Below are 25,226 nucleotides of genomic sequence, written 5' to 3'. Positions count from 1 at the left end.
CGGTGAGTGTACGAGGTCACTGGGTGTGTGATGTGACCCGTCCACCGCGCCGCCAGCGCAGCGCAGGTGGCGTTCAACGGTGAGCTTTCGGCATGGACAGCTTGGCGTACTCGGCAAGACGTTCTCTGGCCTCACTAATATCGAACGAGCTGGGGTCGAATGGGCCCCCTAACCACTCCGTGAGTTCGCGTCGGCGGGCACTGCTGCGGCCAGCAAGTACCCTGAGCATCTCCGCATAGCCCCATGGACCGCCGCAGTCCTCCGGTGGACAGGCGCACTTGCCGGTAATTAAGTGCGGGTAACTCTCTGTTGGTTTTTCCATCAGCTTTTCGACGGTCACTCGGTGTTGCCAGTCATCGCCGAAGTCGTAGGTGTAGATCAGCGTCTCTCCAATGTCAGAGACATCGCACAAGCGGCGCTTACTGGAAATCTTGCTGCCATTGCCATGCCCGAACGAGAACAGGTGCATCAATTCCCAGCCCATCGCGCCTTGGATGAAGTAGTGCAGCTGCGCCAATTCCACATCAGCGTAGGTATCGAGCCGACGCCACACTGTGGGGGTGATGCCAAGCAACTGGATTTTGAGCCTCCATACGGGCGGGTGGCTGACCATCGAAACGGACACCTTAGTGGAGCGTAATGCGTTCATGGAGTGGCCTCGGGATCGTGGTCGGTATTGTCGAGCTGTCCTGACGCTGCTTGCAGCGCGTCGAACTCGCTATCGGTCTGGGCACGCATCAGTGAGGCGGTCAACTTGTCCAGCAGCGGCGTGCGCCCGCTGAAGACCCGTTCCACCGATGCGATCAGGGCGTTGTAGAAGCCCTCCCCGGCTGCGTTGCTGGCCGGTGTGGCTGCCGGCAGCCGTGCAAACAGGTTCTTGGTCGTGAGCGTGGTCAGCTCGACCAGCATCTGATTGCCGAAGTGGACATTGCGTACCTCGTTGCGCAGTGACCGCAGCTCCTTCAAGACCAGCATTTCTTCGGCTTTGGCATGTTCGGGGTCGTAACGCTCGGCCAGCGCGGCCTCCACCACCGCGCGCAACGGAATGCGCCGCTCGGCGGCCTCGCGCTTGGCCAGCTGCATGAGCCGGGTTTCGATTTGCGTGTGCAGGATGGTCTTACCGACAGATTTCTTCATGGCAGCATGTAGTCCATGTCGTCGTCGGCTGCATCCATGCCATCGGCTTTGGCTGCGGGGCTGACGGTGTGTTCTCGGGTGCCGGCATCGGCGTCGATATCGTCATCGAGCATCGGCGCGGCTTCGACGGCTACCTCCGGTGCGGGCGTCGGCTCGGGAATGGCGTCCAGGTCGCGGGAGTCTTGGACGGCCGGTTGCAGGGCGGCCGCCACCGCGACCGGCACCACAGCGGGGGGCAGCTTGCCCCACGGATTGCCGGCCACTGGCGGCCCGTAGGGGTATGGCCTGGCGGCAGTGTTGGCGACGGGCGCGTACTTGTGGGTCGGGTCCAGTACCTTCCCGCGCGCATCGGTCGGCGGCACCAGGTCGCGGAACTTGGCGTCGCTGTAAAACTTGATCTTCACCGCCATGATCGGCGGCAAGCCCGCCACCACGATGATCTTCTTGGCCGGGTCCATTTCCCGCACCTCGCCTGGTGTCATCAAGGCGCGGGCCGATTCCTGATTGGACACCATCACATGGCCCAGCCAGCCGGACAACCGGCCTCCGGTGTAGTTGGTCTGCTGGTGAATCTCGGTCGTCATCCCGAGTGAATCGCTGATGCGCTTGGCCGTTTCGTCGGTGTTGGGCGCATACCACACGTGGATATGCGCACCGTCCATGACGGTATTACTCGGCCCGTAATACTTCACTATTTGGTTATAGCTCTGGTTGATCATCATGCACTTGATGCCATAGCCGGCGACGTAGCCCAGCCCTTCCTCAAAGAACTCCAACTTGCCCAGCGATGGGAACTCATCGACCAGCAGGAGTAGCCGGTGCTTGTTGCCCTCAGGGTGCAATTCCTCGGTGAGTCGGCGGGTGATCTGTTGCAGCATCAGCCGGAACAGCGGCCGCAAACGCGACTTGTCGCTCGGCGGGCTGATCAGATACAGCGACAACGGATATTTGGCGCGCATCAGGTCGGTGATGCGGAAGTCGCTTTCACACGTTGCGGCCTGCACGATGGGGTCGTAGTACAGGTTGAAGAAGCTGCGCGCGGTGGAATGCACACCGCTGCGTTCGTTGGCGCTCTTGTTGAGCATGGCCCTGGCCCCGATCGCAACGACCGGGTGCACCGTGCCGTTGCGGTGCTTGGTGTCGAGCATGTATTGCAGCGTGGCTTCCATCGTCCGTTCCGGGTTGTCCAAGAACATGGCGATGCCGGCCAAGGTCTTGTCCGGCTCGGCGTAGAGGACGTGCAGCACCACCGCTAGCAGCCACGAGTCGGCCTCCTTGCTCCAATGGTCGGGTTTGCCCTTGCCATCCGGGTCCACCAGCATGTCGGTGACGTTCTGGGCATCCTTGACCTCGTTGTCACCGGGGCGGATCTCGGCCAGCGGATTGAACCGGCAGGTGTCGCGCTGGGTTGGGTTGAATTTCAGGACGTAGCCGATCCGGCTCCGGTAACCCGATGTCAGTTCCCAATTCTCGCCCTTGATGTCGTTGACCACTACGCTGGCCTGCCAGTTCAGCAGCGTGGGCACGACGATGCCCACGCCCTTGCCCGACCGGCTTGGGGCGGTGACTTCCAGATGCTCAGGACCGTCATGGGTCAGGTAACGGCCGTCCTCGGTCAGCCCCAGCACGACGCCGGCCTGCCCCAGCAGCCCCGATTTTTCGATTTCTTTGGCCTCTGCCCAGCGCGCCGAGCCGTGCGTCAGCACGTCCTCCTGGGCGCGGGTTCGGTAGATGGCCACCGCCACCATGACCACGAAACCCAGCACCGCAGATGCGCCAACGATGTAGATGGCGCGCGTGAAGATGTCCGGCGCGTAGGCGTTGTAGTCCCACAGCCACGGGAAGTACGACCAGGGCGCATAGATCCCGTGCCCCTGGATCTGGAACCAGGGCGCGCCGAGCTGGGGCTGGTAGGCCAGCGCGTAGGCGACGTACTGGCCCGCTGCCCACACCCCCAGAAAGATGCAGACCACGCAAGCGACCATGGGACCGCCCCGCAGTCCGCCAGCATGGCGCGTTTTCTCGCGTTGTTTGCTTTGTGGTGCCATCGGTTTAACTCCGTGTGAGTCCTAACGATTTGCCCTTGTCCAGCACATCCATTGCCGCAAAGCGGATGCGCACCGACTGGAAGTCTTGGTTCATGCTCTGGCCCTTCGCCAGCTGCACCGCGACGGTGTTGCCGAGCTGGCTTTGCAGGCCGTCCTTCGCCGGCACCACCGCAAACGCTCCGTTCTGCACAATCACCGCATGGGGGCCGCTGGGCAGGTTCTCGATGGCTTCCACGGTGCCCTGAAAGCGGCGGGCCACATCGAGATTGACCGGCTGGCCGTACTTGGAGGCTAGCCGTTTCTGTGCATCGGCCAGCTCCATGCCGCGCATGTCTTCGTCAAAGCCGGCCTTGAGGCGCACGCCCGCAGGAGTGCGCTCGGCCATCCGCAGTGCGACCAGGCGGTCGGTGCGCGCTTCCAGCGCTTCCAGGAATTGCGCTTGCGTGCGGGTGCGGCTGGTGGCGCCCTTCATCTGCTCAAGGCGACCAGCGGCCAGCTGGTCGTCCAGGAACGTGCGTGCCATGACCTTGCTCTGCTGAGGCAGTGGCCCCTTTCCAAGCACGTCCAGGCGCACAAAGGCGCGCTTGGGGTCGCTGAGTGTGGGATCGGCGTTGACACGCTCCACCAGGTCGGCCGGCACCTGGAAGGTGCCGTCCTCCAACTTGGTCACATGGCCTCGGTGCGCCAAGGCGTCCATACGCCGCACGTGCGCCTCAATGTAGGACTCTGGCGTTGCGTTGCCGGGCAGACGTTTCGGGTCCCATTCCTTGACCTCTTCCAGGTGTGCCTCAGGGGAATAGATCTCACCCTTCAACCGCCGCAGCACGTTCTTGTCTGCCGCCGTGGCGACCGGCGGCGTGTAGCTATCGAGGGTCACGGTGTCACCGATTTGCCCGCGCTCGACCAGGTGCCGCTCCGATGGGGCACTGAGCGTTGCGTAATGCACTTGGCCGTCGAAGCCGGCGACGACGACATATTCGGCACCCGATCGCTTGTCGGCCTGCCCACGGTCGAGAATGACGCCCTGGACCGGTCCAGATGTCTCTAGGCTTTTTTCGTCAGCCAGTCGCCCGCTCTGGCTCCGCTCGGCTCGAAGATGCGGCTTCAACAGTCCCGCCACCTGGTGTTTCTGCACCATCGCGCGCTCCATGTCGCGCAGCTCGTCGTCAAAGCCGGCCTTCAAGCGCACCCCAGCGGGAGTGCGCTGGGCCAGCTGCAACTCAACCAGGCGGTCGGCACGCGCTTCCAGTGCGTCTAGGAACTGCACCTGGGTGCGTGTGCGGACAGTGGTGTTCTTCAGCTGCTCAAGGCGACCAGCGGCCAGCTGGTCGTCAAGGAACGTGCGCCCGATGACTTGGCTCTGGCGGTTTAGCGAGCCTTGCGCCTTAACGTCCAGACGCACGAACGAGTTTTTGTCACGGGCAATGGCTGGATCACCATCGAGCCGCGCCAAGAGGTCTGGCGGCACACGGAACGTGCCGTCAGGCAGCTTGGTGACATGTCCGCGGCTCGCCAGTGCTTCCATGCGATTGACGTGCGCATCAATGTAGGACTCCGGCGTTGCATTCGCAGGCAAGCGCTTCGGGTCCCACGCCTTCACCTCGGCCAGATGCGCGTCCGGGAGATAGACGCCGCTCTTCAAGCGCCTTAGCACGTTCTTGTCCGCAGACGTGGCGGCTGGCGGCGTGTAGGTGCCCAGCTCCACCGTGTCGCCGACGCGTCCGCGCTCAGGCATGTGTCGCTCTGAGTGCATGCTAAGCGTCGCGTAATGCACCTGGCCGTCGAATCCGCCAACAATGACGTACTCGATGCCTGACAGTTTGTCTGCCAATCCGCGATCAAGGATGACACCCTGCACGGGTGCAGCTTTCAGACTGTCCTTGTCCGCCAGCAGTCCACGCCGGCTACGCTCGGCGTCAATGTGCGGCTTGAGTTCTGTTGCTAGCCTGCGCTCTTGCGCCATCGCACGCATCGCCTCCGGCGCGTTCGCGTGGATCTTCCAGCGACCGGGCATATGTTCGGTGGCTAAGCCGTGATCACGCAGGATCGCCAGCCGTTGGAGCCGCAATTGCCGCTGTGCATTGCGGAACGGATCTGCATGCACCTTACCGGCATGGATTAGGCCGCTTTCGCGGCTCTGCTGCTCCCGAAGCATGGACGCGTCCAGACCCGTCCAGCGCTCCTGCGTGACCTCCCTCGCAGCGGAACGATAGATGTCGATATCACTCCGATATCCCAGCTCACGGGTTGCCAGCTCACGCGCCCGCTCGCGCATGCCATTGCTGATGTAGTCGCGGCTAATCACCAGGTCGCCGCCCTTGTCATCCACACCACGCACGATGATGTGCACGTGCGGGTTGTCGGTGTCATGGTGGGCGACCGCCATCCAATCCAGTTTTGTCCCTAGATCCCGCTCCATCTGTTGCATCAGATCACGCGTGTAGCTTTCTAGATTCAGGTTAGCGCCATCTTCCGGCGAGACGATGAATCGGAACGAATGCCGGTCAGGCTCTGCCCGGTCCACGAACTGCGATGTCTGCTCGCGCGTGAGTTCGCCCGTGTCGGTAAAAGGGCGCGCCGGCCCACCATCCTTATCTACGCCGTGGCGTTGCGCATAGTCAACGTGCCGCTGCATGGCGGCCTTTGCTCCGACCCGTGGCGCTGCAACCACACGGGCCTTGATGGTGACGCGCTGCTGTCGGCTTCCGGTATTGATCCTGACGCCAGCGCCGCGCCCTGCATGGTGCGTGATCGCGCCGGAAATGCGCCCGGTACGTGCCGCCCGCTTGGCAGCGCTTTTGACACGGCTGATGACTTCGTTGACCTGGGAATTGTTACGCGCCTGGCGCCCCTTGGACAGACGAACGCGCAGCGGCTTGTCGGTGCTACTTGCACCCTGGCTGCCCTTCCCAGCGCTCTGGTCTAGCCCCGATGAACTCCGCTTTTCAATGCCGGCCACGGCAGTCTCCCAGCCTTAAAAATCTCTGTTGTAATTTACAACATAGTCAGCTGCAAACGTTGTAAGAAAAAACCAATAAAAATAGTCAGTTAAAACCCACATACCACACACACTTTTATCTTGTCCTCCGACCCCCGACCCCCTCGACCTGGCCACCCTACCCCAGAAACCCACCACCCGGCCTCGCACTGCTCTGGCGCGTCGCCGAGTAGCACCACTGGGTCCACTCACCTGGACGACCAGGCCGCCCACAGCGCCGCACAAGCGGTCAGCGTGGCCCCTGCTTTGAAGGCTTCGGGCCGGTTCCTGCAAACCCGGTTGGCGCGGCAGCTGGCGACACCACGGAAACAGCATTGGATTGGGCTTTGGTGGACCGCCGGCCGCTCCCTCTCTCGCCAGCGGGCAAGTTGACCGTGACCCCGGCCGCTTGCGACACCCAGCCCACATATCCGTTACGCAATCCGCGCGACTCGTTGCCCGTGTTGTATATCGAAAGCGCACCCAGCAATGCCGGCTTTTCGGCGCGATACTTGGCCCATGTTTGCGCATAGTTCTGGCTGAGGATGGTGGTGCCGACACGGATGTTCGTGCACGGGTCCAGCAGGTCAATCGGGGTTAACCCTAACTTGCCTAGATGTTGCGAGTTGATCTGCATCAGTCCGATATCGGTACTGCGTCCCGCGCGCACCTGTTCGACCGCAATGCGTTGCGCGTCCTCCAGCCTGGTCGGGTAGAAGCTACGGGCCTGATTGTTGATGGCGTAGGGGTTGCCGCCGCTTTCATGCTTAATGATGGCTTGCACGGTCTGCGGATGCACGCCGATAGAACAGGCGAGAATTAGCGACATCAGGTCACTCATGATCGGCTCCATCTGGCTGCGCCTGGGTCCATATCGGCGTGATGCGTCCGGCAATCAGGGTCACCGGCACAAACCCGTAATAGCGGCCGTCGTAGCTGTTCGCTAAGCCGTCACCGACGGGAAAAATGTGTCCTGCGGTCACGCGATTGCAACCTTGCAGCGCATGGGGTAGCGGCACACCTGTGTGATCCGTTGCAGATACAGCACCTACGCGTGTAAACGTCGCCGGGTGCCCGGGTGTCGTCGGGGTCGCAATCGTGACTTCGACATTGACGCACACGGTGTCACCGGCGACGGCACCAACGCGCTTGATGTAGAGACTTCCGGGCTTCATCCAACCGCGTTCAAAGCCGTACCGGGCAGCGGCATTGTGGGGCGGAAAAGCGACCAGCTGACCCCGCTCTGCGCTACGCACATTGCGGTCCAGTAGATACATGCCCTGCGCAACGCTGGGCGACAAATTGGCGATGACAGTGAACCCAAACGCGCTAAGAATACGGGCACTTGCCCAGCCAAGCGCCGGAGCCAAAACCGCCAGACCTAGACCGATTGCCAGTCCTGATATGACCCTTTTTCGTGTCACAGACATGCCGCTAACCTCGCCTTTTCCGGGGGAGTTTGGCTCTCACGTCGGCGGTTAAAACCTTCAACCGCGCCAGTGGCATGCGCTGGAAAAACTGTTCGATTCGCGCCAATTCTAGCCGATTTAGCGTCTCAATTTTCGCGCGATTGAGGGCTAACCAAGCGACATACGCGCGCACCCGTGTTGCGCCGGTAATGTCGGCCAGAATGGCAACATCGGGGCGCACCGATGGCACGCTATCCCCGGTCTCGCCGGGCTGTAATGCTTCACACAGCACGACCCGCCAACGGGTTGTGCCATAGTCGTTTTGCTCCCACAGGTCGAGCGCGAAGCGGTCACCAGGTGCGAAGCTCAGAAGCCGGCGGCGGGTTCCTTCGTCGCCGATCACCCACCGGCCGACCTCGCGCGGCTTACCGGCGAGTATCCGCCGATTTGTCCGGCCCTTGGCGAAGGCTTCAACGACCTGGGCACCCATCCCTACACCTGCATGCACGCATGCTTGATGACTTGCATGCGGCTTATATGGTGGTTGTGGCAGCCTGCATGCCTGCAAGCTGCGTCAGCGGCTTGACGACTTGCATGCACCTTTCCGACATGCATGCATGACAGCTTGCTGTCTTGCATGCTAGACACTAAGCAACCTTGCAGACTTACATGCACGACTGTTTGTCTTCATTTCAGCATGCATGCATGCCTGCGAGTCGTCTTGCATGCAAGATTATTCAGCCTGGCCGTCGTCTGGGGTGTCGGCCATCGCGGACAGCGGGGCAAGTCCCATCGAGGTGAGGAACATGGAAATGCCCTTGATGGAAATGTCCTGAATCGTCAGGTTGTGGGTATACCTAAATTCAGATAGCCGGCGCAGGTCGTCGTCGGTCAGGTGCCGGATTGTGACGGTTCGTGTCGCCCCGACCTTCGGCGCGCTCTTACCAGCGCTGGATGGGCGGCTGGTGCCTTGCGCACTGTCGGCGTCCGCCGCTGGGCGCGCCGGCTTCTCCGGCTGGGTCTTGTTCTTGTCCAGGGCGGCGAGCTTGCCGGTGAGTCCGGTGTTCATGCTTGGGTTCCTTTGGTTGCGAGTAGCGTATTCACTTCGCGCCAGAGTGCGCGAACCTCAAATGCGGCCTTGCCGGCCGGCTCAAATTCGCCCACGGCCTGGCCATGAGCAAGGGCGCGGCGGTAGGCCGTACGGTCGTGGATGACCGTTTCCAGCACCGGAATGCCGGTATTGGCTAGTTCTCGCTCGATTTCGCGCGTTTCGCTGGCCCGGATCGGAGCGCTGGACAGGATGAACGCCCCCGGCTTGCCGCTGGCGTGCAGTAGCCGGATGGACGCCGGGGCGGCCGCAAGGTCCAGCAGGCTTGGCCGGACAGGCATCAAGGCTAGATCCGCATGCTCAAGCGCGGCGGCGATGCCGGCCGATGCATGCGGGGGGGTGTCCACAATCAACAGGTCATAGCCTTCCTCGGCGGCGGCCGCGACCGCAGCGCCGACATTGGCCGATGTGATCGCCACCACCTCCAAAGTCGAATCCGACCGGGTTTCTGCCCATGCCTTGGCCGAGCCTTGGGGGTCGGTGTCGGCCAGCGCAACGCGCAGGCCTGCTTGTTGCGCGGCCACCGCCAGATGGACCGCGATGGTGGTCTTACCTGCGCCGCCCTTCTGGACGGCGATGGCTACGGTTTTCATGCACTGCGCTCCTGGTGGAAGTCACTTGCTTGAGGGCAAGTGTGCAATACCTTAGCAACACGCATGCACGCATGCAAGCTGAATTAGCGACAAGCATGCATGACGACGTGACAACTTGCATGCAACAGGATAAATTTCTGGCGATGCCACAACCAGCCCACCGCTTTCAGCTTCAGTGGTCACGTCGTTTGAAGCGGCGGACATGGCATGTCGAATGGGAAGTGCCGCTGCAAATGGAAAAAAACCGGCAAGGCGTAATTGACCTGGTAGTAAGCAACGGCAGATGGACCGTGGCCATCGAGCTGGACAACCTGGCTCCGCGCAAAAAGTCGATCCGTAAGCTCATGGCTTTCCCATGTGACCGTGCCTACGTGATCTGTCGCAGTGGATTGATCCACCGCGTGAAGTGACGGCGACCTGCTGGTGTGCGCGTAGCGCACGATGACCGCTCTACCTCTGCGGAGTGATCGGCACCTTCAGCCTGGTCAGGGCCTTCTACTTCATTCGCTCGGTATATCACTCCCTGCTGACCTGCTTTTGGGGTGAGGGAGCCGCCGGCTCTGCCATCCAGTTGTTTCAGCCTTCGCCTGAGTGAGGGCAGAGCCGGTGGGAGAGGGGCGTTTACGCCCCTCTCCGGGGGGTCGAAGTTGCGACCGTAGCGGCGTAGCCGCGTAGGGAGGACATGGGGGGCGCAGCCCCCGCAACTCGATAAAGCTTTTAACGCTGTCGGCGTCGCGTAGCGGCGGCGACGCCGGTTTTGCTGTTGAGCGCTCTACTGACTGTGTTTTCAACCATAGGTTGACTGGTTGGCCTGGCAATTAAGGAGCACAAATAGCGCTACTTCCCCACAGGTTATCCCCCGAGGCGGTGGGGAACTCGCTTTGGCGGGTGTCGTTGAGGGCGTCGAGGCGATGATCGAGGCCGCCGCAGAGGGGGCAGCTAGCCTGATCGCGGCAGATTGGCCGGCGTGGACACCTGTTTTTGCGGCATCGGGCAGGGGCACGCCTGCCGGGACGGCTATTTGAACAGGGCGAGGATGTCGGAGATGTGCTGCACGGCGCTCTGTGCGCCGCCTGGCGGGTCGCCCGTGGCTCGGTGTGCCGCAGGGCGGGCAGCGCCCGTGCGCGGCGTAGTGGCCGCGCCCTGGGGCGACTGCCGGCGTGCGTGCGCCTGGACGAAGGACGCAACACCGGTCCCACGCGCCTGGTCGGCGTGCTTGCGGTCGCGCTTGAGTAACCAGCTGGTGCCGGCCATGTCGCACAGCCGTTGGAAGTTGAGCCGGCGCACGCCCGGCTCGCTGCTCCACCCGTCGCGGCCTTCGGCATCTTTGGTGTGCCGGCGCACCTGCTTGGTGGGGAATGCCCAGCCAAGGCTCACCATCATGTCGATCGAGCGTTTGGCACGTTCCAGCTCGGCGCCGGTCTGTCCGCCATAGGCGAGCTGGGCGAGATCCTTGAGGGTGTAGCGGTGCCAACGGCCGCCGCCATGGCGCGGCTTGCCCACAAACCCGGTGCGCACGTCGGCCAGGTAGAGCAGGGCGACGGACATGGCCAGCAGTGATTCGGCGCCATCAGCGCGCAGCGCCCGCACCCTCGTCAGTGCCTTGTCCAGGGCATAGCCGGCCACGATGACGTTGCGGCTAATCCGCATCCACAGCGAGCCGCGCCGTTGTTCCAGGCTGCGCACCAGCGCGTCGCGGGTGGCATCGAGGACGGCCGGCCGGCGCTTCTTGCCGGCCGGTGGCTTGGGCTGACGCCAGTGCACACGCTTGTGCGGCCGACCGCTGGGAGCGGTCGGTTCAGGGCCTGGCGTGTGAGAGCCTGGATCTACTGTTGACATGTCCCGCGCCGATGAACGGCAGCGGGGCAAGGTGGTCGGCGTTTCGGCCTTTGCATCCTTTTCCCTCTTGCACGGCTTCGCCGGCGGGATTAGGATGGAGCTATCTGACTAGCCCATTGACTGGTTTTGTCCCGCCAGCCCAGTGATGAAAAAGCCGCCCTTGCCGGGGCGGTTTTTTCGTTTTCGGGGGTCTACTGCGCTAGTAGCCTTCCCACCCGCGTTGTCATATCGCTGCCAAGTATCCGCGCGCGGCCCTTAAACCGCAAGCAATCCCCGTGTGCACAACCATTGCACACCATGCGTGGCACGCATTTTGCCCTCGCGCCATGAGGCGCCGGCATGATTCGTCCCGGCTATCGCTCGACACGGAACGCGTGATCGGCCGGCGGAATGCGCCGGGAAACAAACATCGGATCAAACAGCCTGGCGCGTGTGATGGTCGATAGCCGCAGCTGCTGCCGGCAGCCCGTGACGACCGGACCGGACACGCTAATGAACTCGGTGGACGTGACAGACGATACGCCAGCATCGCCCGCGATGCAGTCGCTTCCCAGCACCGCCATGCGGGGTTGGTGATACACCTGTGCAGCCTGGCGGTTGCAAAACAGGACATCTTCGCTCACTGCGTCGTGGTCCTGGTCGGCGAGGCTGTAGTTCACCTCGTGGGTGCAGAGCATTTCCCCCTCGACCGCCCAGCGGGTGACGACGCGGAACGCATCGACGGTTCCGGCCGTCTCGATCAACAGGCCATTCATGGCCTTGCGTCCGATCTTGCGACAGGCCACCTGATACCGTTTGTTGGGATACGGGCGGCGGGCGACGACCTCGATGCCGTTGCGTAGCAGCAGGCCGAACGGGGCAATCGCAATATCGATCAGTTCGCACCGGGTGGGGATGCCCTGCGGCTCAAACAGCCGGGGCGAAAGATGGATCAGCATGGGATTGCCTCATTGCCGGACAGCCCACGGGTTGGGGCTGCGCGGTGTGATCACACAGGGAAGCATGGCGCCGGCACGTCCAGGACGCTACCGGAGTGCGCTACGGGCGCGCTACGCGCCTTCGATCAGTGGGGGTGCGCGCACCGGCAGTGCGAAGTCAGCGGCCAGCTGTGCGGCCGCCTCCAGGGTCAGCACGTAATGCCCGCCAGCCACGACCAGCGCAGCCAGGTCGGCCGACACCGCTGCCGGCGAAGACACGAAGACATCAAGCGCAGCCACGCCGCGCACGGTGCAATACGCCGGGCCTGACACGTCGCCGACGTGGGGGGCAAGGTGGACGCCGAATTGTGGCTCCCCGTTTTCGACCTGGTGGCGCACGTGCAGCAGTAGCCCGGCATGGGCGCTGGGATAGCTGCCGGTGCGCGCCGGGGCGGCATTGGGTCTGGGCTTGTCCATGTTCGGTTCCTTCGATCAGCTTGCGGTGTGCACACCCATTGCACACCGCGAGTCTAAAAAAAAGCTGCCGCCGCAGCGCTGGGCTACGTCTAGCGGCTCACGCGTAGCTTGACCAGTAGTGCGGGCGCCCGTCCCACGGGTGGGCATAGGCACTGCTGGACAACTTGACGCCGTTGCGCGGATTGACCCGCTTGCGGATCGGCTCGGCCTTTGTGTACTGGCCTGGCACCGGGATGGCAGTGCCGGACATGTGGGGGTTCTAAGCCGGAACCGCCGAAATTTCCGTCAACTCAGCTCAAGCTCTGCCACAAGCGCATCCAGGTCGATCATCTTGCCGTCGCTCTGGAAGGTGTAATGCCCGTTGAGCAGGATGTGCCGCCAGGCTGCCGGCGACATCTGGGTGATGAGTCCCAGCGCCTTGGCGTTACCACTGTCCTCGTACTTCGTCAGTAGCCGCGACAGGATGGCCGAGTTGTAGTAGATAACCGCGTTGGCGATCAGCCGCGCACACTGGTTGCTGATTTCGATCTCGATGTCGGTGCGTCCGGTCAATTCCTTCTTGCCACCGACCTGAGCAATCGTCGAACGTAGCTGGTGGTAGGACTCTATGCGGTTCTGTGAGCGGTGAACGTTCCGTTCCAGTTGCGGATCGCGCAGGTAACACAGCGTGTAGATGCTGCGGATGAGTTTGTCGAACTCGAAGACCGCACGCCGGGTCGGGTTTGGCGCAGTGTAGGTGCACAGCTTGCGGATCAGCGTGCCCTGCGTCATCTCCTTCAGCCCGAGCGTGGCGACGATCCGGTCGATGTTCGCCTTTTCGCGGACGATGAGTTGCTGGTCGATTTGCCCGACCGGTCGGATCAGGCATTTTTCGTACAGCGCCGGATCGTCGGCGGAATACAATGCCTGCAACTGGTCGTCAAGGTCGGTGAAGCGCGGCTCGAAGCGCAGGCCGAACCAGTGAAGGATGGCGAAGTTGGCCTTGTTGATGCTGTGCATGTCGCCAGTGATCGCGGTCGGCACGATGCCCGATGTGTTGCGATACCAGATGTCGAACACGTGGTGGCCTTCGTATTCGTGTGCACCGATCAGGTAGCCGTTGAGCGGCACGTGGTTACACAGCAGCGTATAGGCGACGACACCCTTGCCGCGGCCGAAGTATTTGCGCGAGTAGCGCGCCTTCACGGTCGGCCGTTCGACACCGAATTTCTGACCATCGACGGCACCGTACAGTACGTCGAGGTCGAACGAGTAGTACGGAAAGATCGGCAGCGCAGCGATGGCGTTGCTGATGCAGTCGTTGGCGGCGTGCAACGTGGCCTGGCGCAGGTACTGCTGATAGGTGCTCTCCAGCACGTGATACGGGATGTCGCTGGTGCGCGCCATGACCTGGTTGCCGTGATTCATGGCCTGGGCGACGATGACCGCCATCAGGCTGACGGCGTCGGCCACCTTCTTCGCATAGCGCGGCTGCAAAGGCGTCAGCGCCGACAGGAACTGGCACTGGTCGTTGACGAAGCGGAACACGTCGGCGACATCGCAGAATGGCAGTTGCTCGTAGAACGCTTTTTCGCGTGCCTTGTGGTTCTCGCCCTTGGGCTTGCGCCAGATCAGCGCCTGCGTGTCCTTGTCGTATTCCAGGTGGGTCAGCTTGCCCTGTTTCAGCTCGCGATTGAACGCCAGCCACTGCGTGCGCAGTTCAGTTGCCAGCGCATTGAACTGAACATCGACCGGTTTCCGCAGGAAGGGGATGTCCATTTGCACGAGCACGTCGGCCTTCTCGTCCAGCGAGACCAACTCGTCGGAGAAGTGGCGGTGTTGCAGGCTGTCATCGAGAAACAATTCACCTGACTGAAAGCGCTTCCTGATCTGTCGATAGAGCCAGAATTCGTAGCGGTCGGCGTGCAAGCCGGTCGGCTTACCGTCTGCATCGAAGGTCAGCAGATACGGACGAAGCCGTTTCGGCAGCGTAGCGTCCGGGCATTCTGCCAGCGGCCGTTGCGACAGCCGCTGCTGCTTGGCAAACACACTCTTGGACCAAGCTAACGCTGCCAGCCACGGGCTGTCCGGGTGGGTGCCCGCGAAATCGAGCGTGACGTACAACGGTCGCAGATGGCGGCGTATGCGCTCAGCCAGGCCGTCCGCCGCCTGCCAGTGCATCGCCAACTTGCTCATCGGCTTTACGCTCATGCGCTGCGCGGTGGTTTGCAGCGTGTCGCGGGGCATGATCTTGTAGGCGCGTTGACGTACCTCGCCGAACGGCGTTGGATCGGCGACGCTATGGTCCACGTAAAGTGACAGCAGGCGGCCGACCTGCGGCGTGTCCTGCTGGCGGCGTACCTGCTCGGCGATGAAGGACTGCTTTGCCGCCGCGCGGCTTTCATCCTCCAATTGCTTCATGTGGTAGGCCATGGCATCGACCAGGTTGTCGGTAAGCTGCCGGTAGCGCACCCAGGCATAACACAGTAGGTAGAGCCGGGCCTGATCCCCCTTGAGGTTGCGCAGGTCGTGGACGGTATAGAAGTTGGCCAGGCTCGCGTAATACAGTAGGTTCTGCTGCGAGACGCCGAGCTTTGGCAGCAACGCCTTGGTGATCCTGTGCAGCGGTTCCAGCGTGGCGCGCTTCTCGCGCTCTCGGGCCATCTGACGCCAGCCAAAATCTTTGGCGTCCTGCTGGAGTGCCGCCAGTTGCGACAGGGTGTCCTCACGCACCAGTAACTGGGCCAGCGCGGCCTTGGCCGATTCGTCCAACACTTCTGCCAGCAGGCTGTTCAAGCGTCGACGTTCGGCGGACAGGGCTTCACTGACCAATTCTTGCAGGGTGGTGTAGCCGGGCCGGATGATCTTGTGCTCGTTGAGCCAGCCGATCAACTCGGCGACGACGAATCCCGGTGTCACGTCGCGGCGGACGATTTGCACGGCCTGCTGCGCGAGTTGCGGCAGGAAGTCGGCCGCCCACGGCCGATAGCCGAACAACTCGGCCAAGCACTCGCGCTGGGCGTAGTGCTCGTGCTTGGTGATCGCTTTATGCTCGAACGCCTCGCCGTGGAAGTAGCGGCTCAGCACGAAGGCGCAATCGTCCTCGACCTCAGTCCAGTCGAAGCGGAAGAAGGCGTGCTTGGCCTTGAAGTAGCCGATCTGCAAGACGCAATAGACCTGGGCATGGAGGCCGGGGCGGCAACTGGCGAGTGCCAGTTCGGATTCGGTCAATGCCAAGTATTCCAGCCGTTGAGCATCATCAAAGTCAGGCAAGCCGTACAGGGCTTCCTGTTCGGCGTCCGACAGCACCGTCAATCGTTCGCTCTTGGCGATCATCGTGACGACGCTCCATCGGAGCCCGCCCAGCCGATCCGCGCCAACGTCTCGATCAAGGTAGTGCGCTTGACGCCGAAGTTGCGGCACACCGCCGCCTTGGACATGCCACCATCGAGTGCGGCGATAATGGCATCCAGCTTCTCGCCAGTGATTGCCTGTGGTCGGCCACCGATCCGGCCACGTTTGCGGGCGGAGTCCAAGCCGGCAACGACACGCTCTCGGATCAAGGCGCGTTCGTACTGCGCGAGCGCACCGAATACGTGGAACAGCAGCTCGCCCGATGCCGTGGTGGTATCCATACCTTCGGTCAACGAGCGGAACGCCACCTGCTTTTCCTTGAGCGAGGTCACGATGGTGAGCAGGTGCGATAGTGAGCGGCCGAGCCTATCCAGCTTCCACACCACCAGCACGTCGCCAGGGCACACGAATTCGAGCGCCCGCGCCAAGCCAGCCCGGTCATCCTTCGCGCCGGAAGCACGATCCTCGAAGAGGTGCCGGGCATCGACGCCGGCAGCGAGCAGGGCGTCACGCTGCAAGTCTGTGCTCTGGCGGTCGGAATCGGACGACACGCGCATGTAGCCCACTAACATGAGCGGATAACCATCAAGATTAGGTTTCCGTACAATAGCGCATGGCGACACTGTTTTCCGCACAAATTTAGGGCCACCGAACGAGCGATTCGAGAGGCTGTTGCAAAGATGCCGCAAAACATGTGTTTGGCGACAGGGTCCGGCCCTTGCAATAATGAACTCAAATAAATAAAATGCATGCATCGAATGCATTTTCGAAAAGGCGAATGCTATGGCAATGCTGACAGTACGTAATCTGCCGGATGATGTGCACCGCGCATTGCGCATGCGGGCCGCTCAAAATGGGCACAGCACCGAGGCCGAGGTCCGCGAGATTCTGGCGACCGCAGTCAAGCCAGAGACGCGCGTTCGCCTAGGCGAAGCCTTGGCGGCTTTGGGTCGCAAGATTGGCCTGACGAATGAGGACTTCGAGGTCTTCGATCGGGTAAGAGACAAGACGCCGGCCGTCCCGCCGAGGCTTGAATGATCGTTCTCGATACCAACGTCGTTTCCGAGGCGATGAAGCCCGAGCCGCACCCATCCGTGCGGACCTGGTTGAACGATCAAGCCGCTGAAACACTGTACCTGTCCAGCGTGACGCTGGCCGAACTGCTATTTGGCATCGCTGCGCTTCCTGCCGGTAAGCGCAAGGACATGCTGGAACAGGCCCTTGATGGCCTCATGGGCCTGTTTAGGGATCGGGTGTTGCCATTCGACATCGATGCAGCGCGGCGTTATGCCGAATTGGCCGTGACGGCAAAGATCGGAGGGCGAGGATTTCCGACACCCGACGGCTACATCGCAGCGATTGCTGCCTCGCGGGGTTTCATTGTGGCGTCACGCGACACGGCCCCTTACGAAGCGGCCGGCGTAACCGTCATCAATCCGTGGGAAGGGTGAGGAATCCATGACGATGCGCAACCCTACACCCGTGTGGCGTCTCAAGGTCGAACTGCTTGGCGTAGCGCCGGCCGTGTGGCGTCGTTTCGATACCCATTCGGATGCGAAACTCGCGCAATTGCACTACTTCATCCAAGGCGCTATGGGCTGGGAGTTGATGCACCTGTTCTCGTACCAGGATGGGCGCGGGTACGGCGGCGCGATCAACAGCGAACTGCGATTGTGCGATGTCTGCCGCATCGGTGATGCCCTGACGTACACCTACGATTTTGGCGACAACTGGCAGCACAGAGTGACGGTCGAGAAGGCGATGGCACGACCGACAGGTACCTATCCATGCATGGTCGCCGGCAAGTACGCCTGTCCACCGGAAGATTGTGGCGGGTCGTGGGGGTATGCAGACTTGCTCCGTGTTCTTGCTGGTCACCGCAACGCCCGTCGGCGCGAACTCATCGAGTGGCTGGGCGGGCCGTTCGATCCCAAGGTGTTTGACATGGATGAAGCCCAGAAGCGCCTATCTGAGTACGTCGAGGTGTCGATGCCGAAAAATCATCAACCCACTGCTTGAACTTACCGAGTTGGTCACTCATAGCCGGGACTGGAGCTTGGAGTAACGGAATTTTCGGCGGTTCCGGCTTACACCCCCTTGTGGCCGGTGTCCTGTCGCTGCTGCACCAGCTCGCGCAGGGTCACGGTGCGATTCTGCACGGCGACGACCTCGTAAAAGTCCACATTGGTCTGCTCGTAGCCGTAGCTGGACACCAGCACCGCCCCCACGGTGAGGGTGTGCGGGCGCTTGGCCTCGGCGCGGCGCTCGGCCTGGGCGTCGGCAAGCTGCTGCCGGCGGGTGGTGAAGCTGGCAATGTCTTGCTCGGCTGCGGCCTGCGACCGGAACCACACCCGGTCAGGCTTCAAGGCCTTGCCGTGGAACTTGGTCACGACGATGCGGCCGGCTTCCTCGGCAATGTAGTAGCGCGAGCCGTCGGCCAAGTCATGCGGCTGCTGGGCATAGCGAGGGCCGGCGATGGCATCGCGCAGCTCGGCACGCTCAGCGGCGGTCAGGGACGCGGGGTTAGGCAGCTTATGCATGGTGGTGTCCTGGTCAGTGCTGGGGAGTGGTGGCCAACAGCGCCGCGGCGGCGCTGTCGTGGTCGGCTTGCTCGGTCAGTGCGATCGCTTTGCGTGCCAGCTCGTGGGCGCGGAACAGGCTGCGTGCGCCTCCGGCGGGCAGCTCCCGCAGCTGCTGGGCTTCGCGGCGCAAGCGCGCTGCATGCACCCGACAGGCGCGCTCATGGCGGCGGTGATCGGCGATCAGGGCACGCACGTTGTCGGCGGCGCTCATGCCGCACCCCGCAGGCGTGCCCAGCGGATCGCGGCGAGCTGGGCATGCGCTGATTCCCACGCGCTGGCGCGGACCGATGCGCCGAGCTGGACGATTTGCCGCAGCCGGTCTTCGGCGGTCAGCGGGCGGGGGCGCTTGGTGGTCTTGGCCTGGTGCATCGTCGGAGTCCTCTGCTGATCTGACCAAAGGTGTGCAATACCATTGCACACCATATGGCAAAAAAAAGGGGGTCAGTCTTCGGTCGGCTGCATGATCGTGATGACCGGCTCGCCGTTGTCGCCGCCGCCGATATGCATGTGCAGGGTCACGATACGGGCCTGGTGGCCTTTGCCCTCCCGGGGCACCCGGTGCAGGGCGAACGGCACCCGGTTGGCCTGGGCGTTGCGGGCGGCGAAATTGCGCGCCATGAACAGCACATCCCACAAGCGGCCTTCCTCGTCCTGCGGCACACGCTTGCGCTTAGTGTCGTCCTGGCTCCAGGCAACGCAGTCGGCCCAGACGGCCCGCGTGACGGCAACCGGCACCGTAAAGCCGGCTTCGCGGGCGAGCGTAGACACGTCCACCAGGTCGCCATCCTCGATCAGGTCAGCGCGGGTGTGGATATGGATGATGTCGGATGCGGTGAACATGGCGCTATCTCCGGTAGTTGTGTGGTGTGCAATGTCTTGGCACACCTTCATAATACCGATTTGCATGCTTGCATGCAAGCATGCAAGCTGTCATGCATGCACCTCTATGTTCTGCCGATGGAACATCACCGCGCGTGCCAGTGCAGGGGGTCGGTGTACCTGGTCGCTCGCTGCGCCTGGTCCCGGCCACGCCTTGTCCTGGTCGTCGCCGAAGCTCGATCACGACCACAGGGCCATCCCCTCACCAACGCCCGTCCAATCACTCCCTGCTGACCCGCTGTTGCGGATGTGCCGGCGCACGGCCAAAAAAAAACCGCCGGGTGACCGGCGGCAGGAATCCAGGGCGTGCGCGTCTCAGTAGGCCATTAGCCAATCGTCGGCGGAATCAAACGTCTCGGCGTCTGCCGGCGCCAGCTCAGGCAGGTGCACTTCGACATTGTGATAGCCACCGATGTCGTGCCGATTCGCCATTCGCGCGGCGGTCATGGCATCGGCCCGCGTTGGGAACATGGCCCAATACGTTGCGCTACTGCCTCGGTATTTCATGGCGCAAGGGCCGGTGTAATCAGCGGGCACATGGTTATAGGCAGTGGTTCCGTCTGCCGGGTCTTCGCAGATGGTGGCGGACTTTGTCGGATCACTCATCGGGGTCTCCTTTGGGGGCGTTAGTCCGGCAGGTTCCAGTTGTCGCTCTCGCCTCGCTCGCGCGGCTCGCGCTTGCGCACGATCAGCGTCACCTCGCCGTCGATAGCCACCGGCACGGTGCGCAGCTTGAGGGTGTAGCCGCCGCTGCGATGGGGAAAGGCAACACCGCACCGGAACCACTCGGTTCCGGTTTCGCCGTCGCCTTTGGTGTAGGCGTGCGGCGATACGACATCGAAGCGGTCGTGCGTCGTGGTGGGGGTGTTGGCGTTTGCTGCGGTGGAGTCGGATTTAGGCATCGTCGTCGCGTCCTCGGCGTGTGGTTTAGTGCGCGTGCGATGGCCCGCGCATCGGCGAGGTTACACCGTGCAATACCATTGCACACCATGCCTGCGTGGTGTGCTGTTGCGGTCTGCGACGCAGGCCGCATCCTCGGTGGCCACCTACCGGTGGCCACCAGGTCACGCGGCCGTCCACGCATGCCCCACCGCCAGCGCGGAGCGCTGCCCGTCGCCGTGGGGGATGGGTGTATCCATCCCCAGGCGTCGGGGGAGCGGTGGAGCATGGGTGGGCAAGCGGGGGGCGAGCTGCCCGCCTGCGATCAGGCAAACAGCTGCTTGATGGAGTCTACCGACAGGTCGTGATCGCTATCAGTGTTCAGGATCGGCCGGCTAATGATCTTGTCCAGGATCACCCAAGCGCGTTCGCGCAGCTGCTTGTCGTCCAGGCCGTCCAGCAGGAAGATCCGGCCGGCGATGGCGTGCGCCAGGTTCTGCGGGCCACTGCCGCCATAGCCCCAGCCATAACCTCCGTCGTAATCAAACAGGTCGCGGCGGGTAGGCAGCAGCTCGGCCAAGCTCTCATCTTTGTGGCGGTAGAGCGCCACGCTGGCCCCTTCAACGATTCGCAGCAGGATGTGGCTCATTGGCACCTCGTCAGCATGGGCATGCGGCCCGGAAGCGGCCATTGTGCGCAGGGGCGCGATGGGGTGTGCAAGCGGAGCGCGCAGCCGGCGTAGCCGGCGAAGGGGCGAGGATTAGGGCCGACTGGCGATGACGCGGCACGCGGCATCGGTGCGCAGCACCCCAAGCCGGTGACCGCGTGCGGTCACGCCCGCCTGGGCTGGTGGCGGGTGGGCAGGGCATTCGCATCGGCTGCGACATTGATGTGCATAGTGTGGTGCATGGGCCAACGCAAACGACCAGCACTCGCACCGTGGCACTTCGGCCCACCTGGCATCTGCGACGCGTGCGGCAGCCGGTGCGGCACGATGGACCAGGCCGGTATCGTCTGCTACGTCTGCAAGGCGGGCGTATTCATGCCACGGGGATTCTGGCAATTCTCGCCTTGCCCAGCGTGCAAGGGGGCCGACTCGTTCTGCACATGCTGCGAGGGTCGCAACTGCATCGCCACACCGCGCGAAGACATCGACGTTGATGAGCTTGAACGGTTCTGGCAGATAGTCATCAAGCGGGCACTCAGCGACGGAACCCCCTTGCCTGCACCGATTGCAGCGTTGATTTGATGGTTGTGGGTTCGAAGTGATGTAAAGTGCTGCAACTAAATCAGGTGCACTGTCCATGGCCGTTGCAAAACGAGGTCGTAAACCTACAGGCAAGCCGCGTGCGACTCGTGCCTCAGCGAGCCTGCCGCCTGAGATTTACCAGACGCTGCAAGCCATAGCGAAGCAGAAAAAGGTTTCGGTTGCCTGGGTTATCCGCGAGGCCGCCGAGAAGTACATCGCCGCCCAATGGCCGCTGCTGGAGACGAAATGATGACCTTAGACACCGCCGCAAATGGACTTGCATTACGGAGCGAGCCACCGCCTTCGCCTGCCGAACTGCCTTCACCTTCGCAGCTGCGAGCGGTTCTGCGAACACAAAGCAAGGCGACTGCTGAACGCTCACAGCTCGCGTTTGCTGAGGCCGTCACGGCACACGCCGTCAAAGCCTATTGGGAGCAGCTTGGCTCGGGACTGGCCGTGCAGCCTCCCCCGCACACGGCGTGCGACTTTCCAGAAGCTGGTCGCCGCGCCGCAATCCAGTTTGGGCAGGCTATTGCGCGCCTGTCTGTCGAAGACGCTGCATCTAACCTCGGGCTGCTCTACACCGCGCTCCTCCCCAGTGAGTGGCGTTCGGAGCGGGGCGTTTTTTACACCCCGCCAGCATTGGCCGAGCGGTTGCTCGACCAAGCAGAGGCGGCAGGCCTAGATTGGTCGCGTGCCCATGTGCTCGACCCGGCAGCGGGAGCGGGCGCGTTTCTTGTGCCTGCGGCACGGCGACTACTGAAGTCCCTCGGTGACTGCTCCCCAGCAGTAGCTATCCACAATCTCTCGGCCAGGCTGCGCGGCTTTGAGCTCGATCCCTTTGCGGCCTGGATGGCGCAGGTATTCGTCGAAGCTGCAGCACTGCCGCTCATCGTGGCTTGCGGCCGGAGACCGACCGCTGTTCTGACCGTATGCGATAGCCTCTCCATTACAAAGAGCAAGGGCTTCGATTTGGTTGTCGGCAATCCGCCGTTTGGTAGGCTGAAGCTGGCCGCTGAAAGGCGCGAATACTTTTCGCGAAGTCTCTACGGTCACGCGAACCTATACGGCCTGTTCATGGATCTGGCCGTGCGCCTGGCAAAGCCCGATGGCCTAGTTTCATTCCTGACGCCATCGAGCTTCCTTGCCGGGGAGTACTTCAAGAATTTGCGCGCCGTTTTGCACAAGGAAGCTCCGCCGGTCTCGCTGGACTTCGTGACGGCACGCAAAGGTGTGTTCGACGACGTACTGCAGGAAACAGTCCTGGCCACCTATCGCAAGGGCGCAAAGCGCGCCCGCGCTGTCGTGTCCTTCATCGAAGCGCAGCCTGGCGTGCCGGTCAAAGCTGAGCCCGCTGGCCACTTCACCTTGCCGCGCAAAGCAACGGCCCCTTGGTTCCTGCCCAGGCACGCCGACGAAGCAGAGCTTGCGAAGAGGCTGCGCGCCATGTCGGCGCGCCTGGCAGATTGGGGCTACAAAGTAAGCACAGGCCCCCTCGTGTGGAACCGATTCAAGCCGCAACTGTGCGACAGCGAAGAAGCTGGCACCGTCCCTCTCGTATGGGCTGAAAGCGTGACCAGCGATGGCCGTTTCGTTCTCCGGGCAGAAAAGCGGAACCACAAGCCATTTCTTCGCCTTCAGCCTGGTGATGATTGGCTGGTCGTTCGCAAGCCTTGCGTTCTGCTCCAGCGGACAACAGCGAAAGAGCAAGCTCGCCGGCTCATCGCTGCAGAGATGCCGGCATCGTTCATCAAGCGGCACGCCGGCGTTACGATTGAGAACCATCTCAACATGATGATTCCTACCGTGGAAAATCCAGCGGTGTCGCCCGCGCTGCTTGCGGCGTTTCTTAACAGCGATGCCGCCGATCGGGCCTTCCGTTGCATGAGCGGTAGCGTTGCGGTTTCTGCATACGAGCTTGAGAATTTGCCCCTGCCCACTGCAAGCGACCTGAAGAGAATGGTTGGCAGCAAAGTCACACGCGCGAGCGTCGAGAAGGCCTGCGCCAAGCTGTATGCGACAGAAGGTGAAGCGTGAGCTTGCCTCCCTACGTCGACCGGCGAACCATTCACCAGCGACTGCCCCTCATCTTTCAGGAAGGCACTCCCAATCGTAACTATTGCATTCGGGAAATGGCCGCCTCGGCGGTGTTTGTGATGCTATACATCGGGGCAGTCGAAGGCACTGGCCGTTGGCTTGCTCCGAAACATGTGATGCGTATGACGGTCGAGCAAGCACTGCTAAGTGACGATGCAGTGCGAGAGGCCTACGGCCTCGGAGCCATGAAGCCGGGGTTCCGGGTAGCTGGGCAACGTTGGTACGAGGAAAACAGTCGTGAGCCTCTTCGCGACGAAACTTTGCGCCAAGGGTTCATCACGAATAACGCTGTGGCAGAGCGGACAGGTTTGCCAACGACTTCTGGCCTGCCGCGCTATGCGCTCAAGACTGACTTCGCCGCGTTGTTTGACCCTGCACTTGCTGGAGACGACCTGATCGCAGCCATCACTGCTTGGCAGGAAGCTCACCTTTCAGCATCGGCGATGGCGCGCATCGCGCTCGTGCGGCGTGGTGCTGCGCCGACTGATGAGGGTGTAATGGTGACCTTTCCAAACGGCGAAACGCGCCGGATGGCACCCGGCCCGAGCTCCGTCATATCGAAAGCGGTCATTGAAGAATTTGCCGCTCGCTTCCTCACGCAGCCAGCCGTTTTATGGGTGAGCGAGAGCGGCGCGAAAGTCGTCTCTAGAGACGATGAGCTTGCCAAGTCACTGAAGCTAAAAATTACGGCCGACCGCAACTTGCCAGACATCATCCTTGTAGACCTAGGCGGTGGTGGCGTAACGGGCTTCCTGCTGGTGTTCATCGAAGTTGTCGCGACCGATGGACCAATCACGATGCAACGGCGAGAAGCCTTCATGCAGATTGCGGCAGATGCCGGTTTCACGCCGGAAGCGGTAGCTTTCGTGACGGCCTATCTTGACCGCTCACACACTGCCTTCAAAAAGACAATCGCCGAGCTCGCTTGGCGCTCCTTCGCTTGGTTTGCTTCCGAGCCCGAGCACATCATCGCTTTGCACAACGGAGCGACCTCGCCGCTTCCGTTGGGCACCTTAATGCACGGAGTTTAACAACCTAGCTATTTCTGCCCACAATTGGCGAACTTGCTCAGGTCACCACCTATCCCAGCGCAAGGTTCCCGGAGCGGCTTCGATTTGTGCGGCAACCAGTTAGCGTGCTTGCGAGAAGCCTGCCTAGTTGGAGTTGAACGAACCGGCTGTCTGAGCGCTCTTTGCACGGGCTGTCGCGATCTTTGCCCATGCTTTGCCACGGCCGGCCTGGCGGTCGACGACCAGGTAGGTGAGGCCAGTGCGTCGCCAGCCTGGCCCGCACAAGGCGAGCACATCATCGCCACCGCGATGCCAGACAAGCACGTCCACACATGCGCCGCGGCCGGCGCTGGCCCACTCCCTGGCTTGGTAGTCGCCATCTTTGGCCGTGGGCTTGCCGAGCTGCGCCACCAGCGCATCGGCGAGAGCTGCGTAGGCCTCGCGCTGGAATTGAAATTCCACCGCCGCAACGCGCCCGGTGTGCTCGTCCAGCGTGATCGTGCTGGCGGTGGACGTGGCCCCACCGATCTTGAGCGGCTGCGTTGCCTTGCATTCCACTGCTTGGTATTGGACAGCGCAGCCGGTAAGGCCCATCTTCCGTGCGGCCTCCTTCGGCATGCCGGGGTAGTAGCCGGGGTAATCCCCCCGCCCATTAGCAGACGCCAGAAGTGGAATTTTCTCGTATCCTTTCT

General features: G+C 62.4%; 29 protein-coding genes and 1 pseudogene. 7 read left to right on the top strand and 23 right to left on the bottom strand.

Annotation, left to right across the window (positions count from 1 at the left end):
* Positions 1-73 precede the first annotated feature (73 nt).
* The 9 genes from ACCQ00_RS22020 to parA all read right to left on the bottom strand — a co-directional run bounded on the left by ACCQ00_RS22020 (position 74) and on the right by parA (position 9,272).
* Positions 74-613, bottom strand: a complete 540-nt coding sequence (locus ACCQ00_RS22020; RefSeq protein WP_017154820.1) for a plasmid pRiA4b ORF-3 family protein — start codon at positions 611-613, stop codon at positions 74-76.
* Between the two features lie 32 nt (positions 614-645).
* Positions 646-1,137 carry a hypothetical protein gene (locus ACCQ00_RS22015; RefSeq protein WP_039583571.1) on the bottom strand — a complete coding sequence of 164 codons (492 nt, stop codon included), beginning with the start codon at positions 1,135-1,137 and terminating at the stop codon, positions 646-648.
* Positions 1,134-3,122, bottom strand: a complete 1,989-nt coding sequence (traG, locus tag ACCQ00_RS22010; protein WP_017163704.1) for an IncP-type conjugal transfer protein TraG — start codon at positions 3,120-3,122, stop codon at positions 1,134-1,136. The genes ACCQ00_RS22015 and traG overlap by 4 nt, the downstream gene beginning before the upstream one ends.
* 67 nt (positions 3,123-3,189) lie before the next feature.
* Positions 3,190-5,820: a DUF3363 domain-containing protein gene (locus tag ACCQ00_RS22005; RefSeq protein ID WP_039583566.1), complete on the bottom strand. Its 2,631-nt coding sequence runs from the start codon at positions 5,818-5,820 to the stop codon at positions 3,190-3,192.
* 592 nt (positions 5,821-6,412) lie between these two features.
* Entirely contained in the window at positions 6,413-7,003 is a 591-nt protein-coding gene (locus ACCQ00_RS22000) for a lytic transglycosylase domain-containing protein (protein WP_052756669.1), read from the bottom strand.
* Positions 6,996-7,592: a S26 family signal peptidase gene (locus ACCQ00_RS21995; RefSeq protein ID WP_080948837.1), complete on the bottom strand. Its 597-nt coding sequence runs from the start codon at positions 7,590-7,592 to the stop codon at positions 6,996-6,998. The genes ACCQ00_RS22000 and ACCQ00_RS21995 overlap by 8 nt, the downstream gene beginning before the upstream one ends.
* Positions 7,593-7,596: 4 nt before the next feature.
* Complete coding sequence (locus ACCQ00_RS21990; RefSeq protein WP_022557748.1) at positions 7,597-8,061, bottom strand: DUF2840 domain-containing protein; 465 nt, start codon at positions 8,059-8,061, stop codon at positions 7,597-7,599.
* Positions 8,062-8,304: 243 nt separating this feature from the next.
* Entirely contained in the window at positions 8,305-8,640 is a 336-nt protein-coding gene (locus ACCQ00_RS21985) for a hypothetical protein (protein ID WP_039572180.1), read from the bottom strand.
* Positions 8,637-9,272, bottom strand: coding sequence for a ParA family partition ATPase (gene parA, locus ACCQ00_RS21980; protein ID WP_039572177.1), 636 nt, complete (start codon positions 9,270-9,272; stop codon positions 8,637-8,639). Before parA ends, ACCQ00_RS21985 begins: the two co-directional genes overlap by 4 nt.
* A 71-nt stretch (positions 9,273-9,343) precedes the next feature.
* Between parA and ACCQ00_RS21975 the strand changes: the two genes are divergently transcribed.
* Entirely contained in the window at positions 9,344-9,682 is a 339-nt protein-coding gene (locus ACCQ00_RS21975) for a hypothetical protein (protein WP_099859120.1), read from the top strand.
* A 607-nt stretch (positions 9,683-10,289) separates the two neighbouring features.
* On the opposite strand, the gene ACCQ00_RS21970 is transcribed toward ACCQ00_RS21975, so the two are convergent.
* The 6 genes from ACCQ00_RS21970 to ACCQ00_RS21945 form a co-directional block, all read right to left on the bottom strand.
* On the bottom strand, positions 10,290-11,111 hold the full coding sequence (locus ACCQ00_RS21970) for a hypothetical protein (protein ID WP_039572173.1): 822 nt from the start codon (positions 11,109-11,111) through the stop codon (positions 10,290-10,292).
* Positions 11,112-11,464: 353 nt separating this feature from the next.
* Entirely contained in the window at positions 11,465-12,049 is a 585-nt protein-coding gene (locus tag ACCQ00_RS21965) for a DUF6012 family protein (protein WP_039572170.1), read from the bottom strand.
* A 111-nt stretch (positions 12,050-12,160) separates the two neighbouring features.
* Positions 12,161-12,505: a hypothetical protein gene (locus tag ACCQ00_RS21960; RefSeq protein WP_039572167.1), complete on the bottom strand. Its 345-nt coding sequence runs from the start codon at positions 12,503-12,505 to the stop codon at positions 12,161-12,163.
* Between the two features lie 97 nt (positions 12,506-12,602).
* Positions 12,603-12,755 (bottom strand): hypothetical protein, encoded by a 153-nt coding sequence (locus tag ACCQ00_RS21955; protein WP_372354155.1) that lies wholly within the window; start codon positions 12,753-12,755, stop codon positions 12,603-12,605.
* A gap of 35 nt (positions 12,756-12,790) precedes the next feature.
* A complete protein-coding gene (locus ACCQ00_RS21950) occupies positions 12,791-15,820 on the bottom strand; it encodes a Tn3 family transposase (RefSeq protein ID WP_022560486.1) in 3,030 nt (1,009 codons plus the stop codon).
* A complete protein-coding gene (locus ACCQ00_RS21945; RefSeq protein ID WP_022560487.1) occupies positions 15,817-16,410 on the bottom strand; it encodes a recombinase family protein in 594 nt (197 codons plus the stop codon). Before ACCQ00_RS21945 ends, ACCQ00_RS21950 begins: the two co-directional genes overlap by 4 nt.
* Before the next feature lie 211 nt (positions 16,411-16,621).
* Between ACCQ00_RS21945 and ACCQ00_RS21940 the strand changes: the two genes are divergently transcribed.
* The 3 genes from ACCQ00_RS21940 to ACCQ00_RS21930 are packed head-to-tail and all read left to right on the top strand — an operon-like array spanning position 16,622 to position 17,857.
* On the top strand, positions 16,622-16,876 hold the full coding sequence (locus ACCQ00_RS21940) for a FitA-like ribbon-helix-helix domain-containing protein (protein WP_022557731.1): 255 nt from the start codon (positions 16,622-16,624) through the stop codon (positions 16,874-16,876).
* Positions 16,873-17,289: a type II toxin-antitoxin system VapC family toxin gene (locus ACCQ00_RS21935; RefSeq protein ID WP_022557732.1), complete on the top strand. Its 417-nt coding sequence runs from the start codon at positions 16,873-16,875 to the stop codon at positions 17,287-17,289. Before ACCQ00_RS21940 ends, ACCQ00_RS21935 begins: the two co-directional genes overlap by 4 nt.
* A gap of 7 nt (positions 17,290-17,296) precedes the next feature.
* Positions 17,297-17,857 (top strand): plasmid pRiA4b ORF-3 family protein, encoded by a 561-nt coding sequence (locus ACCQ00_RS21930; protein WP_022557733.1) that lies wholly within the window; start codon positions 17,297-17,299, stop codon positions 17,855-17,857.
* Positions 17,858-17,925: 68 nt separating this feature from the next.
* On the opposite strand, the gene ACCQ00_RS21925 is transcribed toward ACCQ00_RS21930, so the two are convergent.
* The 7 genes from ACCQ00_RS21925 to ACCQ00_RS21895 all read right to left on the bottom strand — a co-directional run bounded on the left by ACCQ00_RS21925 (position 17,926) and on the right by ACCQ00_RS21895 (position 20,827).
* Positions 17,926-18,378 carry a hypothetical protein gene (locus ACCQ00_RS21925; protein ID WP_372354154.1) on the bottom strand — a complete coding sequence of 151 codons (453 nt, stop codon included), beginning with the start codon at positions 18,376-18,378 and terminating at the stop codon, positions 17,926-17,928.
* 13 nt (positions 18,379-18,391) lie between these two features.
* Positions 18,392-18,631: a hypothetical protein gene (locus ACCQ00_RS21920; RefSeq protein ID WP_039572160.1), complete on the bottom strand. Its 240-nt coding sequence runs from the start codon at positions 18,629-18,631 to the stop codon at positions 18,392-18,394.
* Positions 18,628-18,789: a hypothetical protein gene (locus tag ACCQ00_RS21915; RefSeq protein ID WP_157926053.1), complete on the bottom strand. Its 162-nt coding sequence runs from the start codon at positions 18,787-18,789 to the stop codon at positions 18,628-18,630. The genes ACCQ00_RS21920 and ACCQ00_RS21915 overlap by 4 nt, the downstream gene beginning before the upstream one ends.
* Positions 18,790-18,861: 72 nt before the next feature.
* Entirely contained in the window at positions 18,862-19,260 is a 399-nt protein-coding gene (locus tag ACCQ00_RS21910) for a DUF6573 family protein (RefSeq protein ID WP_039572158.1), read from the bottom strand.
* Between the two features lie 354 nt (positions 19,261-19,614).
* Positions 19,615-19,905 (bottom strand): hypothetical protein, encoded by a 291-nt coding sequence (locus ACCQ00_RS21905; protein ID WP_127446651.1) that lies wholly within the window; start codon positions 19,903-19,905, stop codon positions 19,615-19,617.
* Positions 19,906-19,925: 20 nt separating this feature from the next.
* Positions 19,926-20,201, bottom strand: coding sequence for a hypothetical protein (locus tag ACCQ00_RS21900; protein ID WP_039572155.1), 276 nt, complete (start codon positions 20,199-20,201; stop codon positions 19,926-19,928).
* 302 nt (positions 20,202-20,503) lie between these two features.
* Positions 20,504-20,827 carry a hypothetical protein gene (locus ACCQ00_RS21895; protein ID WP_039572152.1) on the bottom strand — a complete coding sequence of 108 codons (324 nt, stop codon included), beginning with the start codon at positions 20,825-20,827 and terminating at the stop codon, positions 20,504-20,506.
* Between the two features lie 655 nt (positions 20,828-21,482).
* On the opposite strand from ACCQ00_RS21895, the gene ACCQ00_RS21890 reads away from it, so the two are divergent.
* Genes ACCQ00_RS21890 through ACCQ00_RS21880 form a run of 3 tightly spaced genes read left to right on the top strand, consistent with a single transcriptional unit; the run spans position 21,483 to position 24,555 of the window.
* A complete protein-coding gene (locus ACCQ00_RS21890; RefSeq protein WP_080948835.1) occupies positions 21,483-21,677 on the top strand; it encodes a ribbon-helix-helix domain-containing protein in 195 nt (64 codons plus the stop codon).
* Complete coding sequence (locus tag ACCQ00_RS21885; RefSeq protein ID WP_039572147.1) at positions 21,653-23,464, top strand: HsdM family class I SAM-dependent methyltransferase; 1,812 nt, start codon at positions 21,653-21,655, stop codon at positions 23,462-23,464. Before ACCQ00_RS21890 ends, ACCQ00_RS21885 begins: the two co-directional genes overlap by 25 nt.
* Complete coding sequence (locus ACCQ00_RS21880; protein WP_157926052.1) at positions 23,461-24,555, top strand: BsuBI/PstI family type II restriction endonuclease; 1,095 nt, start codon at positions 23,461-23,463, stop codon at positions 24,553-24,555. The genes ACCQ00_RS21885 and ACCQ00_RS21880 overlap by 4 nt, the downstream gene beginning before the upstream one ends.
* Before the next feature lie 123 nt (positions 24,556-24,678).
* On the opposite strand, the pseudogene ACCQ00_RS21875 reads toward ACCQ00_RS21880, so the two are convergent.
* A pseudogene (locus ACCQ00_RS21875) lies at positions 24,679-25,167 on the bottom strand (hypothetical protein); the annotation flags it as partial.
* Positions 25,168-25,226: the final 59 nt, after the last annotated feature.

This window comes from Xanthomonas sp. NCPPB 3761 (assembly GCF_041475705.2).
Taxonomy (GTDB): Bacteria; Pseudomonadota; Gammaproteobacteria; order Xanthomonadales; family Xanthomonadaceae; genus Xanthomonas; species Xanthomonas phaseoli.
This window is presented reverse-complemented; position numbering and strand designations above follow the sequence as displayed.

Bases quoted from the DNA above. Each gene is read 5' to 3' on its own strand.
- ACCQ00_RS22020 (WP_017154820.1), bottom strand. From the start codon at position 613: ATGGTCAGCCACCCGCCCGTATGGAGGCTCAAAATCCAGTTGCTTGGC.
- ACCQ00_RS22015 (WP_039583571.1), bottom strand. From the start codon at position 1,137: ATGAAGAAATCTGTCGGTAAGACCATCCTGCACACGCAAATCGAAACC.
- traG (WP_017163704.1), bottom strand. From the start codon at position 3,122: ATGGTCGCTTGCGTGGTCTGCATCTTTCTGGGGGTGTGGGCAGCGGGC.
- ACCQ00_RS22005 (WP_039583566.1), bottom strand. From the start codon at position 5,820: ATGCAGCGGCACGTTGACTATGCGCAACGCCACGGCGTAGATAAGGAT.
- ACCQ00_RS22000 (WP_052756669.1), bottom strand. From the start codon at position 7,003: ATGAGTGACCTGATGTCGCTAATTCTCGCCTGTTCTATCGGCGTGCAT.
- ACCQ00_RS21995 (WP_080948837.1), bottom strand. From the start codon at position 7,592: ATGTCTGTGACACGAAAAAGGGTCATATCAGGACTGGCAATCGGTCTA.
- ACCQ00_RS21990 (WP_022557748.1), bottom strand. From the start codon at position 8,061: ATGGGTGCCCAGGTCGTTGAAGCCTTCGCCAAGGGCCGGACAAATCGG.
- ACCQ00_RS21985 (WP_039572180.1), bottom strand. From the start codon at position 8,640: ATGAACACCGGACTCACCGGCAAGCTCGCCGCCCTGGACAAGAACAAG.
- parA (WP_039572177.1), bottom strand. From the start codon at position 9,272: ATGAAAACCGTAGCCATCGCCGTCCAGAAGGGCGGCGCAGGTAAGACC.
- ACCQ00_RS21975 (WP_099859120.1), top strand. From the start codon at position 9,344: ATGCAAGCTGAATTAGCGACAAGCATGCATGACGACGTGACAACTTGC.
- ACCQ00_RS21970 (WP_039572173.1), bottom strand. From the start codon at position 11,111: ATGTCAACAGTAGATCCAGGCTCTCACACGCCAGGCCCTGAACCGACC.
- ACCQ00_RS21965 (WP_039572170.1), bottom strand. From the start codon at position 12,049: ATGCTGATCCATCTTTCGCCCCGGCTGTTTGAGCCGCAGGGCATCCCC.
- ACCQ00_RS21960 (WP_039572167.1), bottom strand. From the start codon at position 12,505: ATGGACAAGCCCAGACCCAATGCCGCCCCGGCGCGCACCGGCAGCTAT.
- ACCQ00_RS21955 (WP_372354155.1), bottom strand. From the start codon at position 12,755: ATGTCCGGCACTGCCATCCCGGTGCCAGGCCAGTACACAAAGGCCGAG.
- ACCQ00_RS21950 (WP_022560486.1), bottom strand. From the start codon at position 15,820: ATGATCGCCAAGAGCGAACGATTGACGGTGCTGTCGGACGCCGAACAG.
- ACCQ00_RS21945 (WP_022560487.1), bottom strand. From the start codon at position 16,410: ATGTTAGTGGGCTACATGCGCGTGTCGTCCGATTCCGACCGCCAGAGC.
- ACCQ00_RS21940 (WP_022557731.1), top strand. From the start codon at position 16,622: ATGGCAATGCTGACAGTACGTAATCTGCCGGATGATGTGCACCGCGCA.
- ACCQ00_RS21935 (WP_022557732.1), top strand. From the start codon at position 16,873: ATGATCGTTCTCGATACCAACGTCGTTTCCGAGGCGATGAAGCCCGAG.
- ACCQ00_RS21930 (WP_022557733.1), top strand. From the start codon at position 17,297: ATGACGATGCGCAACCCTACACCCGTGTGGCGTCTCAAGGTCGAACTG.
- ACCQ00_RS21925 (WP_372354154.1), bottom strand. From the start codon at position 18,378: ATGCATAAGCTGCCTAACCCCGCGTCCCTGACCGCCGCTGAGCGTGCC.
- ACCQ00_RS21920 (WP_039572160.1), bottom strand. From the start codon at position 18,631: ATGAGCGCCGCCGACAACGTGCGTGCCCTGATCGCCGATCACCGCCGC.
- ACCQ00_RS21915 (WP_157926053.1), bottom strand. From the start codon at position 18,789: ATGCACCAGGCCAAGACCACCAAGCGCCCCCGCCCGCTGACCGCCGAA.
- ACCQ00_RS21910 (WP_039572158.1), bottom strand. From the start codon at position 19,260: ATGTTCACCGCATCCGACATCATCCATATCCACACCCGCGCTGACCTG.
- ACCQ00_RS21905 (WP_127446651.1), bottom strand. From the start codon at position 19,905: ATGAGTGATCCGACAAAGTCCGCCACCATCTGCGAAGACCCGGCAGAC.
- ACCQ00_RS21900 (WP_039572155.1), bottom strand. From the start codon at position 20,201: ATGCCTAAATCCGACTCCACCGCAGCAAACGCCAACACCCCCACCACG.
- ACCQ00_RS21895 (WP_039572152.1), bottom strand. From the start codon at position 20,827: ATGAGCCACATCCTGCTGCGAATCGTTGAAGGGGCCAGCGTGGCGCTC.
- ACCQ00_RS21890 (WP_080948835.1), top strand. From the start codon at position 21,483: ATGGCCGTTGCAAAACGAGGTCGTAAACCTACAGGCAAGCCGCGTGCG.
- ACCQ00_RS21885 (WP_039572147.1), top strand. From the start codon at position 21,653: ATGGCCGCTGCTGGAGACGAAATGATGACCTTAGACACCGCCGCAAAT.